The following is a 16,457-nucleotide window of genomic DNA, read 5'->3' as shown; positions in this document are numbered from 1 at the left end:
TACGAAGATGGAAGCGACGACGTTCGAGGCTGTACCGCAGGCTGCCGGCTCGGTGGGCAGCCTGCACCGCAAGATCGACTGGCGCGGGGCCTTCTGGGTCGCCAGTGGCGTGCCCGCGCTGGTGTTGTTCTCCATCGGTGCGATCGCCGCCACGGTGGGCAAACCGGCATGGATCGTGTGGATCGTGTCGATCCTGTTCGGGTTTATCCAGGCCTTCACCTACGCCGAGATCGCCGGGCTGTTCCCGCACAAATCCGGCGGCGCCTCGGTGTACGGCGCGGTGGCCTGGGTGCGCTACAGCAAGCTGATCGCACCGGTGTCGGTGTGGTGCAACTGGCTGGCCTGGTCGCCGGTGCTGTCCATCGGTTCGGGGCTGGCGGCGGGGTATATCCTCACGGCGCTGTTTCCCGCCGATGCATTGATCAACACCTGGCAATTGACCCTGCTGGACCTCGGCTGGGTGAAGAGCGGTCTGTCGTTGCGCATCAACGCGACGTTCGCCATTGGTTTGTTGATTTTGCTCACGGTGTTTGCCGTGCAGCACGGCGGCATCCTGCGGTCGGCGCGCCTGACCCTGGTGCTCGGCGTCACCTCGTTGATTCCGCTGCTGCTGGTGGGCGTGGTGCCGTTGTTCACCGGGGATGCGACCCAGGCCAACTTCCTGCCGCTGTACCCCCTGGCCCATGACGCGGCCGGGCAAGTCATCGATGGGCCGTGGGATATGTCCGGCTGGTCACTGATGGCCGGTGGGCTGTTCATGGCGGCGTGGTCCACCTACGGCTTTGAAACGGCGGTGTGCTACACCCGTGAGTTCAAGGACCCCAAGCGTGACACCTTCAAGGCAATCTTCTACGCCGGCCTGCTGTGCATCCTGGTATTCACCCTGGTGCCGCTGGCGTTTCAAGGCAGCCTCGGGCTGGGGCAACTGGTGACCCCGGCGGTGCTTGACGCCAGCGGCGCGATTATTACACCGGCGGTGTACAGCGGCCTGCTCTCGCCCGCGATCTACAGCGGCATGGGCGTTGGCCAGGTGTTGGCCGACAGCATCGGCGGCGGCAAGGTGGTGGCCAATATCGTGCTGATCATGCTGGTGCTGGCGACGTTGCTGGCGATCATGACCTCGATGTCCGGTTCGTCGCGCACCCTGTACCAGGCCTCGGTGGATGGCTGGCTGCCCAAGTACCTGGGGCGCACCAACGAACATGGCGCGCCGACAGCGGCAATGTGGACCGACCTGTCGTTCAACCTGCTGCTGTTGCTGATGTCGGACTACGTGTTCGTACTTGCGGCGTCCAACGTCAGCTACATCATCTTCAACTTCCTCAACCTCAATGCCGGCTGGATCCACCGCCTGGACCGCCCCGACTGGGTGCGCCCGTACAAAGCCCCCACCGTGCTGCTGGCGGCCGGCGCCGTGCTGAGCTTCGTCAACCTGGCCTGCATGGGCCTGGGCGCGGACATCTGGGGCGCAGGCACGCTGGTCACCGGCCTGCTGTTGGCGCTGCTGATCCTGCCGGTGTTCTGCTACCGCCACTATGTACAGGACAAGGGCCGCTTCCCCGCCGCCATGCTCACCGACCTGTATATCCAGGCCGATGACGGCCAGCGCCGCGCCGGCTGGCTGCCCTATGCCACGCTGGTCGCCGGTGTGCTGGTGGTGTATGCCTGCCATCAACTGGTAGCCTGAGCCTTCTGGCCTGCCTATGGCTGAAGGATTCTTATCCCTCAGCGCCTTATTTCCCCAGACAACGGTGACGCTTTTGACCAGCTCTCTCCCCACGCCTGCCTGCGATATCGACGGCAAGGCCATCTCTGCCCAGGTGCTCGACGAGGTTCGCGAAGAGGTCCTGCTGCTAGCCTCGCAGCAAATCTACCCGGCCCTGGCGGTATTGCTGGTGGGCGATGACCCGGCCAGCCACGTCTACGTGCGCAATAAGCTGCTGCGGGCCAAGGAAGTCGGAATTCGCTCCCTGGAATACCGGCTGCCGGAGGATGCCAGCCAGACGCAGGTGCTCGACCTGCTTGCCCAGCTGAATACCGATGCGACGGTCAACGGCATCCTGGTGCAGTTGCCGCTGCCGGCGCATATCGACGAGGCGGCGGTGATCCACGCGATCGACCCGATCAAGGACGTGGATGGCTTCCACCGCGAAAACGTCGGTGGCCTGGTGCAAGGCATCGAAGTGCTCACGCCCTGCACGCCCAGCGGCTGCATGCGCCTGCTGCACGAAACCTGCGGCGACTTGAGCGGCTTGCACGCGGTGGTGATCGGGCGTTCGAACATTGTCGGCAAACCCATGGCAACCCTGCTGCTGCAGGCCAACTGCTCGGTCAGCGTGGTGCACTCGCACAGCATCGATGCACCGGCGCTGTGCCGTTTGGCCGACATCGTCGTCGCCGCCGTAGGCCGGCCGCAGTTGATCGATGCCAGTTGGCTCAAGCCCGGCGCAGTGGTCATTGATGTGGGGATCAACCGCATCACCACCGAGGCCGGCACACGGTTGGTGGGAGATGTGGACTATGCCAGCGCACGCACTGTGGCCAGCGCGATCACGCCGGTGCCCGGCGGTGTGGGACCGATGACGATTGCCTACCTGCTGAAGAACACCCTGGTGGCGAGCCAGCTGCAACGCAGCAAGGCAAATGCGGGAGGGGACTCGCCCCCGATGGCCGTGGCTCAGCTACAACCAAGCTGACTGACTGACCGCTGTCGGCGCATAGGTATCCACAACGCTAACCACGATGCGAAGCGAGCCGCTCTTGCTCTTGCTCTTGCTCTTGCTCTTGCTCTTGCTCTTGCTCTTGCTCTTGCTCTTGATCTTGATCTTGATCTCAGGCGCCCCGTTAACCACGCTGGCCGGAATCCGATAGTGATGTGGGGGGTAAACCGGCAGGGATGCCGGTTTAGCCGCCCCGCGCCATGGATGGCGCGTGGCGGCGGCCCCCTACATCACTGTCGGATTACGGGCACACCGAGCCTGGGCGAGGTGCCAAGTGGTGGGGCAAGAGCCCTTTGCTTACTTTGGGGCTTTTCCAAAGTGAGCCGCCGTAAGGGCGGAACCAATAGCCGCCTTTACCGCAGCAACGGATATGTACTCGATCTGATCCAACATCCTGGTCGGCTGTCAGGCCGCCATCGGGGGCAAGCCCCCTCCCACATTTTAGTCGCGGGGCATCAGTTGGATAGCCGTCGGCTGCTGATCCGTCACGGGAGCAAGCTCCCTCACCACAAATACAGTGCTCACTCTTGACTGACTGGCAAACAGTGTGAGCCGCATGAGCTTCAGTGGTTGTAGGCCCGCTCATTATGCTCGGCCAGATCCAGCCCCATCTCCTCCACCGACTCATGGGCACGCAAGCCAACCAGGGCATTGACCACCTTGAGGATGATCCAACTGATCACGAAGCAGTACACCGTGGTCAGCAGCACCCCCTTGAGCTGGGCAACCACCTGCCCGCCCATGGTCACACCTTCCACCAGGCCCCCCATGGACGGTACGCAGAACACACCGGTCAACACCGCGCCGATCATGCCGCCGATGCCGTGCAGGCCGAACACGTCGAGGCTGTCGTCGTAGCCAAAACGGCGCTTCAACACCGTCACGCTCAAGTAGCAGAACACCCCGCACAACAAGCCGATGGCCAACGCACCGCCGACGCCCACGTAGGCACACGCCGGGGTGATCCCCACCAGGCCGGCCAACGCGCCGCTGGCCAGGCCGAGGGCACTGGGCTTGCCGACCTTGAACCACTCGGTGAACATCCAGCCCAGGATCCCGGCGCAGGCGCCCAACTGAGTGTTGAGCATGACGATGCCCGAGGTGCCGCTGAGGCCGCCACCGGAGCCGATATTGAAGCCGAACCAGCCGACCCAGAGCATCGCCGCACCGGCCATGGTCAGGCTGAGGTTATGCGCCGGCATCGGCGTGTTCTGGTAGCCCTTGCGCTTGCCGAGGATCAGGCACGCGGCCAGCGCGGCCACACCGGCGTTGATGTGCACGGCGGTGCCGCCGGCAAAGTCGAGCACGCCCCAGTTATGCATCAAGGCCCCCGAACCGCCCCAGACCATATGCGCCACCGGGGCATAGACCAGGGTGAACCAGATGGCCATGAACAGCAGCGCCGCCGAGAACTTCATACGTTCGGCAAAGGCGCCGGCGATCAGGGCCGGGGTGATGATGGCGAAGGTCATCTGGAAGGTCACGAACACCCCTTCCGGAATATCCCCCACCAGGCTCTCCGGGGTCATGCCCGCCAGGAAGGCGCGGCTCAGGCCGCCGACAAAACTGTTGAAGGTCACCTGCCCTTCGACCATGCCGGTGGTGTCGACCACCATGCTGTAGCCGTAGATCACCCACAGCACGCCCACCAGGCCGGCAATGCCGAAGCACTGGGTGAACAGCGAAAGCATGTTTTTCGCACGGACCAGGCCCCCGTAGAACAACGCGAGCCCCGGCAAGCACATGAACAGCACCAGCACGGCGGCGGTGACCATCCAGGCGGTGCTGCCGGTGTTCAAGGTGGGTGCATCAGCGGCGTACGCCAAGGGTGCAAAGGCACCGGCCACTAATAAACCGAAGAGGGATTTGCCAAGAAGACGATTGACCATGTTCAAAGCTCCTGCAACAGAAGTGTGTAGGAGCGAGCTTGCTCGCGAAAAACGTCCAGGCAACGCGTTCATCCAGGGTGCCAGCGTTATCGTTGACGCTCTTCGCGAGCACGCTCGCGCCTACAGGGGGGGTAAACTCAATAACCGGAACCCGGCACCCAACTGGTCCCCGCCAGCGGCACCCGCGCCATGGCGGCCGATTCCACCGTCAGCGCCACCAGGTCCTCGGGGTCGAGGTTGTGCAGGTGCGACTTGCCGCACGCACGGGCCATGGTCTGCGCTTCCAGCACCATCACCCGCAGGTAGTTGGCCAACCGCCGCCCGCCTTCCACCGGGTCGAGGCGCTTGGACAGCTCCGGGTCCTGGGTGGTAATGCCGGCCGGGTCGCGGCCGTTCTGCCAGTCGTCATAGAAGCCGGCGGCCGAGCCGATCTTTTTCAGTTCCGCGTCCAGCCGTGGGTGGTTGTCGCCCAGGGCAATCAGCGCCGCCGTGCCGATGGCGACCGCATCCGCGCCCATCGCCATGGCCTTGGCCACATCGGCACCGTTGCGGATCCCGCCCGAGACGATCAACTGGACCTTGCGGTGCATGCCCATCTCTTGCAAAGCCTGTACCGCTTGCGGGATGGCCGACAAAATCGGGATGCCCACATGCTCGATAAACACTTCCTGGGTCGCGGCAGTCCCGCCTTGCATGCCGTCGAGCACGATCACATCGGCACCGGCCTTGACCGCCAGCTTCACGTCGTAATACGGCCGGCTCGCACCGATCTTCACGTAGATCGGTTTTTCCCAATCGGTGATTTCGCGCAGCTCGGCAATCTTGATTGCCAGGTCATCGGGGCCGGTCCAGTCCGGGTGGCGGCAGGCGCTGCGCTGGTCCACGCCGATCGGCAAGGTGCGCATCCCGGCCACACGCTCGGTGACTTTCATGCCGAGCAACATGCCGCCGCCGCCGGGCTTGGCGCCCTGGCCGAGGACGATTTCGATGGCATCGGCCTTGCGCAAATCATCCGGGTTCATGCCGTAGCGTGATGGCAGGTACTGATACACCAGGTGCTGGGACTGGCCGCGCTCTTCAGGGGTCATGCCGCCGTCACCGGTGGTGGTGCTGGTGCCGGCGATGGTCGCGCCACGGCCCAGGGCTTCCTTGGCGTTGGCCGACAACGCACCGAAGCTCATGCCGGCGATGGTCACCGGGATCTTCAGGTGGATCGGCTTCTTGGCGAAGCGGTTGCCGAGGATCACATCGGTGCCGCACTTCTCGCGATAGCCTTCCAGCGGATAGCGCGACACGCTGGCGCCGAGCAGCAGCAAGTCATCGAAGTGCGGCAGCTTGCGCTTGGTGCCGCCACCGCGAATGTCGTAGATGCCGGTTTCGGCGGCACGCTGGATTTCCTGGATGGTCAGGCGGTCGAAGGTGGCCGACTCGCGCAGGACCGGAGGGGTTTGTTCAGTCATGGTGAAGCTCCTGATCAGTACGCGGAGGCGTTATCGACTTTGAAGTTGTAGAGTTGACGGGCCGAGCCGTAGCGCTTGAAATCCGCCGCCTGGTGGGCGAAGCCGGCGCGGTCGAGCAGTTCCTGCAACTCTTGCAGGTGCTCGCTGCGCATCTCTTTTTCAACGCAGTCCGAGCCCAGGGACTCCACCGTGCCTTTCACGTAGATATGGGTTTCGTAGAGCGAATCCCCCAGCGCATCGCCGGCGTCGCCGCACACCACCAGGCGCCCGGCCTGGCCCATGAAGCAGCTCATATGGCCAATGCTGCCGCCGACGACGATGTCGATGCCCTTCATGGAAATCCCGCAACGCGCGCCCGCATCGCCCTCAATCACCAGCAAACCGCCATGGGCCGTGGCCCCGGCGGCCTGGGACGCGCTGCCTTTGACGCGCACCGAGCCGGACATCATGTTCTCGGCGCAGCCCACGCCGACATTGCCGTGCACGGTAATCGAGGCCTGCTGGTTCATGCCCGCGCAGTAGTAGCCGGCGTGGCCCTCGATATCGATGGACACGGCCTGGTTCACCCCTACCGCAAGGTTGTGCTTGCCGTTGGAATGGGTCACGCGCCACTCGTTGTCGATGGCCTGGGCGTGCAGCGCCTGGTTGAGGTCACGCACGGTGGCGGTGGAAAGATCGATGGTTTTCATGTGTGCGCTCCTTAAGCTGACGGGCGTTCCCAGATGTACAACGTGGCCGGTGCCGGCTCCCAGATCCGCGCGTTTTCGATGCCCGGCAGGCTCGACAGCGCCTGGTACTCGGAGGCCATGGCGACGTAGTCGTCGGTCTCGGCCAAGATCGCCGGCTTGCACGCAATCGGGTCGCGGATCACCGCAAAGCCGTTGCGCGTGCCGATGGCAAAGGTGAAGAAGCCGTCGAGGTCTTCCAGGGAATGGTCCAGCGCCTCTTTGAGCGAGTCGCCCTGTTGCAGGCGCCAGGTCAGGTAGCCGGCGGCGACTTCGGTGTCGTTGTCGGTTTCGAAGTGGATGCCTTCGCGCTTGAGTTCCTGGCGCAGGCGGAAGTGGTTCGACAGCGAGCCGTTGTGCACCAGGCACAGGTCGGCGCCGGTGGAGAACGGGTGGCTGCCTTCCATGGTCACCGCGCTTTCGGTGGCCATGCGCGTGTGGCCGATGATGTGGCTGCCCTGCATGTTTGCCAGGCCGAAGCGCTGGGAAATTTCCTGGGGCAGGCCCATGCCCTTGAGGATCTCGATGCTCTGCCCGGCGCTCATGATGCGCACGCTCGGCGCCAGTTCGGCCAGGGCCAGGCGCACCGGGGTTTCGTCGGCGTGGATCTTCAATACGGCGGCGCTGGCGTTCTGGAACCAATCCAGGGAACAGCCGAGGCGCCCTTCCAGCTCGCCCATCAAGCCTTTCCAGTCGAAGGCTTCGGTGGTGGCTTGCAGGGTCAGCTTGACCCAGCCATCGGCGACTTCATCGCCGTAGATGGCAAAACCGGCGCTGTCCGGGCCACGGTCGGTCATGGCTTGCAGCATGGGTTCAAACAGCTGGCCGAGCTGGGGTTCCAGCTGCGGATTCTTCAGGTACAGGCCTACGATTCCACACATAACAAGTCTCCGTCACACGGTGTCAGAAAAATTCGGTATAGCGCTGGATTTCCCAGTCGCTCACATGGCGGCTGTACTCCACCCACTCCATGCGCTTGAGCTTGATGAACTCGCCCACGATCTGCGGGCCGAGCATTTCGGCGAACAGCGCGTCGGCTTCCAGCGCGTCGCAGGCCTCCTTGAGGGATTGCGGCAGGGTCTTGATGCCGCGCTCGGCGATCTGCTCGAGGCTCAGGCTGTAGAGGTTTTCGTTGCAGACGTGGTCGATTTCCAGCTGGCGATCGATACCGTCCAGGCCCGCGGCGATGATCGCGGCGCTGACCAGGTAGGGGTTGCAGCCGGCATCCGGCAGGCGGAACTCCAGGCGGCCATACGGCACGCGCACCATGGCCGAGCGGTTGTTGGCGCCAAACGCAATAAAGGCCGGGGCCCAGGTGGCGCCGGACAACGAGTTGCCGACCACCAGGCGCTTGTAGGAGTTGACCGTGGGCGCGGCGAACGCACACAGCGCCGGGCCATGGGCGAGCAAGCCGGCGGCGAAGTGATAGGCGAGTGTCGACAGGCCCATGCCGCTCGGATCGCTGGCGTCATGGAACAGGTTTTTGTTCTCGGCGCTGCTGATCGACAGGTGAAAGTGCATGCCGTTGCCGGCGCGTTTCGGATCGGGCTTGGGCATGAAGGAGCAGATCATGCCCAGGTCATTGGCGATCTCGCCGGCGGCCATGCGGAAGAAGGTGAAACGGTCGGCGGAGGTCAGGGCGTCGCTGTAGGTGTAATTGATCTCGAACTGGCCGTTGGCGTCCTCGTGGTCGATTTGATAGACCTCGAAATCCACCGCCTGCAAGGCTTCGGTCAGCCGCTCGAGGAACACCCGCGAACGCGACAGGCCCTTGTAGTCGTAGCAAGGCTTGTCGAGGTTGTCGCTGGGGTCCACCAGTTGCAGCTTGCCGTGTTCGTCGCGGCGCATCAGGTTGAACTCGGGCTCCAGGCCGGTGTTCAGCGTCCAGCCCTTGTCCTGCAGGCGCTGCACTTGTTGCTGCAGCACGTAGCGGCTGTCGTAGGGATGGGGCTTGCCGTCGACATGCCCGACGCACACCACGCGCCCATAACCCGGCTGCCAGGGTACCGGGGTCAAGGTCGACAGATCGCCGCGCGCCATGAAGTCCGGGCCATGGGGCTCCATGCCCATGCCACTGATGGCAAACCCGGCAAACCCCGCGCCCTCTTCGGCCACGGTCTTGAGCCCGCAGATGGGCACCGACTTGGTCTTGGCCGCACCGTGTATATCCACAAACTGCGCAAGCACGTATTTGATCCCGTGCTTGTCGATGATGCGCTGGGTTTCTGCTGGCAACATTGCGTGTCACTCCTCGCGAAAGGCAAAACCGTGTGGGTGGGCCTAGGCTGTCTTTTTATTCCTAAAAAGAAAGTTAGTTTCCCTACAGGAATGCAATACCCTTGCCAGAATCGCGATCGACACATCGAAGTGGGTGGAGCTGCGCTTTTGTGCTGTATATATGGGAAAATTCTTTTCCCCGCAGGAATACGCACAGCGGGGTGGCCTTCAAGCGCCAGACCTTGCACTTTCCCAGTGCGAAAATAATATTACTGAACGGAAACCGTGCAGGAGCCGATGATCATGTCCACCGAAACCGCCCCGCGCCTCAAGCTCGAGCAATACCTGGGGCTGCAGATCAAACGCCAGCGCCAGGCCCAGGACCTGAAGCTGTCCGACGTGGCGAAGATTGCCGATATCAGCCAGGGCATGTTGAGCAAGATCGAGAACGCCCAGGTCTCCACCAGCCTCGATACCTTGAGCCGCCTGTGCGATGTACTCGGGCTGCCGCTGTCGAAGTTATTCAGCGAATACGACCAGCAGGATGGCAGCGCCTTGCTGGTCAAGGCCGACCAGGGCATGGAAGTGGTGCGCCGGGGGACGGAGAAGGGGCATACCTATCACCTGCTCAACCACACGCGCGGTCCGAAGAAGAGCTTCGAGGCGTACATGGTCAGCATGGATGACGCCAGCGAGGAGTTCCCGACCTTTGCCCATCCGGGGACGGAGTTTCTGCATTTGCTGGAGGGGGAGTTGATTTACCGGCATGGCAACCAGCTGTATCGGATGGAGGCCGGGGACAGCTTGACGTTTGAAGGCGAGATTCCACACGGGCCGGAGCAGTTGGTACAGGTGCCGATTCGGTTGTTGTCGATCATGAACTACGGCAACGACAAGGAATAATCCGAACTCGCGATACACCTGAAGCACAGAGATTCAACTGTGGGAGGGGGCTTGCTCCCGATAAGGGAATGTCAGTGAATGCATTTGTCATTGACCCACCCTTATCGGGAGCAAGCCCCCTCCCACATTTTTGACTGAATTCGATGCCGTCCTGCCCGCTAAAAATTTCCCCTCAGTTAAAAAACTTTCCCAAAACCCCTAGACGCCCTGCCCCCATTCCCCTATAAAGCCATCTCAGGAATATTTTATTCCCCACAAGAAAACGCGCTCAAGGAATGAGCCTGCTGTCCTCAGACATTTTTTCGCTATGCGATGAGCTGCCGCCATCATCCCGAGGACGTGTCATGCAACACGAAAAAAACCATTTCATCATCAAGGTGACGTGCCCCGCCGTGTCCGGCATCGTCGCTGCCGTCACCACTTACCTGGCGGACAAGGCGTGCTACATCGGGGAAATGGCGCAGTTCGACGATGACTTCAGCGGCCGCTTTTTCATGCGTGCCGTGTTCCGTTTCAACGATGGCCACACAGGCGACCTGCAAGCGATCAGAGACGGTTTCGCCGATGTCGCCCAGGCCTTCGACATGCAGTGGGAGCTGTACGACACCCGCGAGCCGATGCGCGTGATGCTGATGGTAAGCAAGTTCGACCACTGCCTCACCGACCTGCTCTACCGCTACCACAAGGGCGAGATGGACATGACCATCACCGCCATCGTCTCCAACCACCTCGACCTGCGGCCGATGGCCGAGCGCGAGGGCATTCGCTTTATCTACCTGCCGGTGTCCAGGGACAACAAGGCCGCGCAGGAAGCCGAACTGATGAAGATCGTCGACGACACCCGCACCGAGCTGGTGGTGTTGGCGCGCTACATGCAGATCCTCTCCGACGACCTGTGCCGGCAACTGTCGGGGCGGGCGATCAATATCCACCATTCGTTCCTGCCCGGTTTCAAGGGTGCCAAGCCCTATCACCAGGCGTATCAACGCGGCGTGAAGTTGATCGGTGCCACCGCGCACTATGTGACCAGCGACCTGGATGAGGGCCCGATCATCGAGCAGGAAGTGCAGCGCGTCGACCACGTGTACAAGCCCGACGACCTCGTCGCCATCGGCCGCGACACCGAAACCGTGGCCCTGTCCAAGGCGGTCAAGTACCACTTGGAGCACCGGGTCTTCCTCAATCAGGACAGAACGGTGGTGTTCCGGTGAGCGCGCATAAACTGATCGACGGCAAAGCCGCCGCGGCGCGCGTGCTGCTGCAAGTGCGCGAGGACGTGGCGCGGCTGCATGGGCAGGCTATTCAACCGGCGCTGGCGGTGATCCTGGTGGGCAGCGACCCGGCCAGCCAGGTCTATGTGCGCAACAAGATCCTGCGCGCCGAAGAGGTGGGCATCCGCTCCGTGGAGCATCGCCTGCCCGGCGATACCAGCACCGAACACTTGTTGATCCTGATCGGCCAATTGAATGCCGACCCAACGATCCACGGCATCCTCCTGCAATTGCCGTTGCCGGCGCAGATGGACGAACTGCGCGCCCTGGAGGCCATCGCGCCGGACAAGGACGTCGACGGGTTTCACAGCCAGAACGTCGGCGGCCTCAGCCAGGGCCGCGCAGTGCTCACGCCATGTACCCCAAGCGGTTGCCTGTATCTGTTGGAGCAAACCTGCGGCGACCTGCGTGGCAAACACGCGGTGGTGATCGGCCGTTCGAACATCGTCGGCAAGCCCATGGCCGCGCTGCTGCTCAAGGCGGATTGCTCGGTGACCGTGCTGCATTCGCGCAGCCACGACGCCCAGGCCCTGTGTCGCCAGGCCGATATCGTGATCGCCGCCGTGGGCCGCGCCCGCTTGATTGACGCGAGCTGGTTGAAGCCCGGCGCGGTGGTGATCGATGTCGGCATCAACCGCATCGACGACGACGGCCGCAGCCGCCTGGTGGGTGATGTCGACTTCGACAGCGCCCTGCCCCATGTCGCCGCCATCACCCCGGTGCCCGGCGGTGTCGGGCCGATGACCATTGCCTTCCTGATGAAAAACACCGTGGCCGCCGCCCTGGCGCAACACCACGCCCTACGCAGCCAATCGGAGGCCGTATGCCATTCAATCTATTGAAATACGGGCTGAGTTCGGAGTACCCGGTGGAGGTGGACCTGCCACCGCCCAAGGAACTCAAGTCGAGTTACGACGTGGTGATCATCGGCGCCGGTGGCCATGGCCTGGCGACGGCCTACTACCTGGCCAAGTACCACGGCATCACCAACATAGCGGTGCTGGAAAAGGCCTACCTGGGCGGCGGCAATACCGCGCGCAATACGGCGGTGATCCGCTCCAACTACCTCACCAGCGAAGGCGTTCGTTTCTATGCCGAGTCGGTGAAGCTGTTCCAGTCGCTGTCCAACGAATTCGATTTCAACATCATGTACTCCGAGCGCGGCCAACTGACCCTGGCCCACACCGACGCCACCGTGCGTTCGTTCCGCCAGCGCGCCGAGGTCAACAAGCACTTCGGCGGGCGTACCGAGATGATCGATCGCCAGCAGATCCGCGAGCTGGTGCCCAGCCTCAACCTCGACCCCGGCCACTTGCCGGTGATTGCCGGGCTCTGGCATATCGACGGCGCCACCGCACGCCACGATGCCGTGGCCTGGGGCTACGCCAAGCAGGCGGCCAAGCGCGGCGTGGAAATCCATCAACTCACCGAAGTGCAGGACCTGATCATCGAAAACGGCGCCATCACCGCAGTGAAGACCAATCGCGGCACCATCCGATGCGGCTGCGCGGTGCAGGCGATTGCCGGGCACAGCTCGCTGCTGATGGCCAAGGCCGGTATCCGTTCGCCGATCCAGACCTTCCCGTTGCAGGCCATGGTCACCCAGCCGTTCAAGCCGTTCCTCGACCCGTTGGTGAGTTCCTCGGCCCTGCACTGCTACGTGCAGCAAACCAGCCGGGGCGAAGTGGTGTTCGGTGGCGGTTCCGACCCGTACCCGCTGTTCAACACGCGCTCGACCCTGGACCTCAAGGAAAGCCTGTTGGCCCATGCCATCGAGATGTTCCCGTTCCTGGCCAACGCCAAGTTGATGCGCCAGTGGGCCGGGATCACCGACATGACCCCCGACTACAGCCCGATCATGGGCCTGTCGCCGCTGAAGAATTACTACCTCGACGCCGGCTGGGGCACCTGGGGCTTCAAGGCCACGCCGATCTGCGGCAAGACCATGGCCGAGCTGGTCGCCAGCGGCGGCAAGGTGCCGGACTTGATCAAGCCTTTCGGCCTCGAGCGCTTTTCGACCTTCCAGCAAGTCAACGAAATGGGCGCCACAGCGGCCAGCCACTGACGGAGAGCAGACGATGAAAATCATGATTTGCCCGCTCAACGGGCCGCGCAATATCAGCGAGTTCACCTACGGCGGTGAATTCAAACCGATGCCCGATCCGGTGACCTGCAGCGATGCCGAATGGGCCGACTACGTGTTCAACACCGACAACCTCGCCGGTGTGGTGCGCGAATGGTGGATGCACACGCCGTCCAGTTACTGGTTCCTCGCCGAGCGCCACACGGTCACCGACGAGATCCTGCGCACCTTCGATCCGCGCGAAGTGTTCACTACCCGCGTCGACTTCACCACCGCCAAGGAGATCGCCGGATGAACCGCCTCCCCGCCCCCATGGGCTTGCTGATCCAGCGTGACCAGCCACTCGATTTCAGTTTCGACGGCCTGCCCTACCAAGGTTTGCAGGGCGACAGCATCGCCAGCGCGCTGCTCGCCAACGGGCGCTTCCTGATGTCGCGTTCGTTCAAGTACCACCGCCCACGCGGCCCATTGACCATGGCCGGCCATGACGCCAACAGCCTGGTGCAACTGCCCCGCGAACCCAACGTATTGGCCGATGCCCACGCGCTGTCCGCCGGCCTGGCGGTGACGGCGCAGAACGTCAACGGCTCGCTGGACAACGACAAGGACGCCTACCTGGGCAAGTTCTCCAGGTTCATGCCGGTTGGGTTCTACTACCGTTCGTTCTACAAGCCCAAGGGCATGTGGAAAGTCTGGGAGCCGATCATCCGCAAAAAGGCCGGCCTGGGCGTGCTCGACCTGACGTTCCAACCCGAGTACTACGACAAGGCCTACCTGTTCACCGACCTCGCCGTGATCGGCGCCGGCCCCGCTGGCTTGCAGGCCGCGCTGACCGCCGCGAATGCCGGGGCCAAGGTGCTGCTGATCGAGCAGCAGCCTATTCTTGGCGGGTCGCTGACCTACGCGCGCTTCGATATCGCCGGCACCCGTGCCGACACCCTGCGCCGCGAATTGCTCGGTGCGGTGCAGCAACACGCGAATATCCAGGTGCTCACCGACGCCACCTGCAATGCCTGGTTCACTGACAACTACCTGCCGGTGATCCAGGGCAAGCGCCTGTACAAAGTGCGCGCACAACAGTGCCTGGTGTGCAGCGGTTCGTTCGACCAACCGGTGGTCTTCCGCAACAACGACCTGCCGGGGGTGATGCTCACCAGCGCCGCGCAACGCCTGATGAAGCTCTATGCAGTCAAGCCCGGCAAGCGCGCGGTAGTGCTCACCGGCAACGATGACGGCTACCTCGCCGCCCTCGACCTGCATGACCAGGGCGTGGACGTGGCCGCCGTGATCGACCTGCGTAATGCCCCGGCGGACAAAGCCCTGCCGGGCGCGCTGGCCCAGCGCAAGATCCCGTGCCTGAGCAACAGCACCGTGTTCGAGGCCCTGCATGAAAAAGGCCTGCGCCATGTGAAGGGCGTCGACGTGCGCCAGATCACCGGCCAGGGCCAGGTCAGCACCAGCGGGCACGTGATCGACTGCGACCTGCTGTGCATGTCGGCCGGCTATATGCCGGTCTATCAATTGCTATGCCAGGCCGGTGGCAAGCTGGCCTATGACGACTCGCGGGCGGAGTTCAGCCTCAGTGGCCTGCCGCGCAACCTGGGCGTGGCCGGTTCCGTACACGGTCGGCATCAACTGGACAATGTGCTGGCGGATGGGACCAACGCCGCCGCCGACAGCCTGCGCGCCCTCGGTTTGAACAGCCCGAGCCCGCCTGCAGCGTTGCGCAGCGAAGCCCAGGTCAACTTCCACTGGCCGATCTTCCCGCACCCCAAGGGCAAGGATTTCGTCGACTTCGACGAAGACCTGCAAGTGGCGGACATCGTCAACGCCACCCGCATCGGCTACCGCGATGTGCAGTTGGTCAAGCGTTACTCCACGGTCGGCATGGGCCCGTCCCAGGGACGCCACTCGGCGCTGCCGACCGCACGGCTGGTGGCCTGGGCGACCCAGCGCACGATCAGCGAAACCGGGGTCACCACCGCACGGCCGCCGTTCGTGGCGGAGAAACTTGCGCATGTCGCCGGGCGGGCCTTCGACCCTTACCGCCAAACGCCGATGCACGCGCGCCATGTGCAAGCCGGGGCGAAGATGATGCCCGCCGGTATCTGGCAGCGCCCGGCCTATTACGGCAAGCCCCAGGACCGCGAAGCGTGCATGCAGGCCGAAGCGCTGCACGTGCGTAACAAGGTCGGGCTGATCGATGTGTCCACACTCGGTGGCCTGGACGTGCGCGGCCCGGACGCCGCCGAATTGCTCAACCGTATGTACACCTTCGCGTTCCTCAAGCAGCCGGTGGGCCGTTCGCGTTATGCGCTGATGACCAACGAACACGGCGTGGTGATCGACGACGGCGTGTGCGCGCGGCTGGCCGACAAGCATTTCTACGTCACCGCCACCACCAGCGGCGTCGACCGCATCTACCAGCAGATGCTCAAGTGGAACGCACAGTGGCGCCTGGACGTGGACGTGACCAACGTCACGGCAGCGATCTGTGCGGTGAACGTGGCCGGGCCGGATTCGCGCAAGGTGCTGGAGCAGGTGTGCAACGACCTCGACCTCAGTGCCGAAGGCTTCCCCTACCTGGGCGTGCGCCAGGGCACGGTGGCCGGGATCAAGGCACGCCTGCTGCGGGTGGGGTTCGTCGGCGAACTGGGCTATGAAATCCACGTACCGGCACGCCACGGCCTGGCGTTGTGGGACGCGTTGATGACGGCCGGCAAGGCCTTTGACATTCGCCCCTTCGGCGTCGAAACCCAACGCCTGCTGCGCCTGGAAAAAGGCCACGTGATCATCAGCCAGGACACCGATGGCATGACTCACCCGGCAGAAATCGACATGGGCTGGGCGGTCAGCCGCAACAAGCCGTTCTTCGTCGGTCGCCGCTCGGTGGACATCCTCGAAGCCCAGCCGCTGAAACGCAAACTGGTGGGCTTCAGCCTGCCCAAGGGCAGCGTGCAACCGCTGGAAGGCCACCTGGTGCTCAACGGCGCGGACATCAGCGGCAACGTCACCTCCTGCGAATACTCCACCAGCCTGGGCCGCATCATCGGCCTGGCCTACGCCGGGATCGACCAGAGCACACCGGGGCAGCGCATTCCGATTCGCGTCGAGGGCGGCATCGTCGTCCAGGCCGAGGTGGTGCAACTGCCGTTCTTCGACCCCACCCACCAACGCCAGGAGGGTTAA

At 63.4% G+C, this 16,457-nt stretch carries 13 protein-coding genes; 8 read left to right on the top strand and 5 right to left on the bottom strand.

Annotation, left to right across the window (positions count from 1 at the left end):
- The first annotated feature begins 7 nt into the window (after nt 1-7).
- Entirely contained in the window at nt 8-1,687 is a 1,680-nt protein-coding gene (locus NIBR502773_RS26935; RefSeq protein WP_141157380.1) for an APC family permease, read from the top strand.
- A gap of 16 nt (nt 1,688-1,703) precedes the next feature.
- Entirely contained in the window at nt 1,704-2,696 is a 993-nt protein-coding gene (locus NIBR502773_RS26930; protein ID WP_141157379.1) for a bifunctional 5,10-methylenetetrahydrofolate dehydrogenase/5,10-methenyltetrahydrofolate cyclohydrolase, read from the top strand.
- A gap of 587 nt (nt 2,697-3,283) precedes the next feature.
- Here the strand turns inward: NIBR502773_RS26930 and NIBR502773_RS26925 are convergent.
- From NIBR502773_RS26925 to glnT, 5 genes are all read right to left on the bottom strand, one after another.
- On the bottom strand, nt 3,284-4,609 hold the full coding sequence (locus NIBR502773_RS26925) for an ammonium transporter (protein ID WP_043205169.1): 1,326 nt from the start codon (nt 4,607-4,609) through the stop codon (nt 3,284-3,286).
- Nucleotides 4,610-4,746: 137 nt separating this feature from the next.
- Nucleotides 4,747-6,069: an FMN-binding glutamate synthase family protein gene (locus NIBR502773_RS26915; protein ID WP_027603581.1), complete on the bottom strand. Its 1,323-nt coding sequence runs from the start codon at nt 6,067-6,069 to the stop codon at nt 4,747-4,749.
- 14 nt (nt 6,070-6,083) lie between these two features.
- Nucleotides 6,084-6,758, bottom strand: a complete 675-nt coding sequence (locus NIBR502773_RS26910) for a protein glxC (protein WP_027603580.1) — start codon at nt 6,756-6,758, stop codon at nt 6,084-6,086.
- An 11-nt stretch (nt 6,759-6,769) separates the two neighbouring features.
- The gene (locus NIBR502773_RS26905; RefSeq protein WP_065925860.1) at nt 6,770-7,675 is read right to left on the bottom strand and encodes a glutamine amidotransferase family protein; all 906 of its coding nucleotides are present in this window, start codon (nt 7,673-7,675) and stop codon (nt 6,770-6,772) included.
- A 22-nt stretch (nt 7,676-7,697) separates the two neighbouring features.
- Nucleotides 7,698-9,032: a type III glutamate--ammonia ligase gene (gene glnT, locus NIBR502773_RS26900; protein WP_115489013.1), complete on the bottom strand. Its 1,335-nt coding sequence runs from the start codon at nt 9,030-9,032 to the stop codon at nt 7,698-7,700.
- Between the two features lie 282 nt (nt 9,033-9,314).
- Between glnT and NIBR502773_RS26895 the strand changes: the two genes are divergently transcribed.
- The 6 genes from NIBR502773_RS26895 to NIBR502773_RS26870 all read left to right on the top strand — a co-directional run bounded on the left by NIBR502773_RS26895 (nt 9,315) and on the right by NIBR502773_RS26870 (nt 16,457).
- The gene (locus NIBR502773_RS26895; protein WP_053139883.1) at nt 9,315-9,914 is read left to right on the top strand and encodes a helix-turn-helix domain-containing protein; all 600 of its coding nucleotides are present in this window, start codon (nt 9,315-9,317) and stop codon (nt 9,912-9,914) included.
- 344 nt (nt 9,915-10,258) lie between these two features.
- Nucleotides 10,259-11,125, top strand: coding sequence for a formyltetrahydrofolate deformylase (purU, locus tag NIBR502773_RS26890; protein WP_027603576.1), 867 nt, complete (start codon nt 10,259-10,261; stop codon nt 11,123-11,125).
- On the top strand, nt 11,122-12,027 hold the full coding sequence (gene folD / locus NIBR502773_RS26885) for a bifunctional methylenetetrahydrofolate dehydrogenase/methenyltetrahydrofolate cyclohydrolase FolD (protein WP_115489015.1): 906 nt from the start codon (nt 11,122-11,124) through the stop codon (nt 12,025-12,027). Before purU ends, folD begins: the two co-directional genes overlap by 4 nt.
- On the top strand, nt 12,009-13,250 hold the full coding sequence (locus NIBR502773_RS26880; RefSeq protein ID WP_141157377.1) for an FAD-dependent oxidoreductase: 1,242 nt from the start codon (nt 12,009-12,011) through the stop codon (nt 13,248-13,250). Before folD ends, NIBR502773_RS26880 begins: the two co-directional genes overlap by 19 nt.
- Nucleotides 13,251-13,263: 13 nt before the next feature.
- Nucleotides 13,264-13,563, top strand: a complete 300-nt coding sequence (locus tag NIBR502773_RS26875; protein ID WP_027603573.1) for a sarcosine oxidase subunit delta — start codon at nt 13,264-13,266, stop codon at nt 13,561-13,563.
- Nucleotides 13,560-16,457, top strand: a complete 2,898-nt coding sequence (locus tag NIBR502773_RS26870) for a 2Fe-2S iron-sulfur cluster-binding protein (RefSeq protein WP_141157376.1) — start codon at nt 13,560-13,562, stop codon at nt 16,455-16,457. The genes NIBR502773_RS26875 and NIBR502773_RS26870 overlap by 4 nt, the downstream gene beginning before the upstream one ends.

Origin of the sequence: Pseudomonas sp. NIBRBAC000502773 (assembly GCF_006517195.1) — a bacterium.
Taxonomy (GTDB): Bacteria; Pseudomonadota; Gammaproteobacteria; order Pseudomonadales; family Pseudomonadaceae; genus Aquipseudomonas; species Aquipseudomonas marginalis.
The sequence above is the reverse complement of the archived record's forward strand: the minus strand, read 5'-3'. Positions and strand labels throughout refer to the sequence as shown.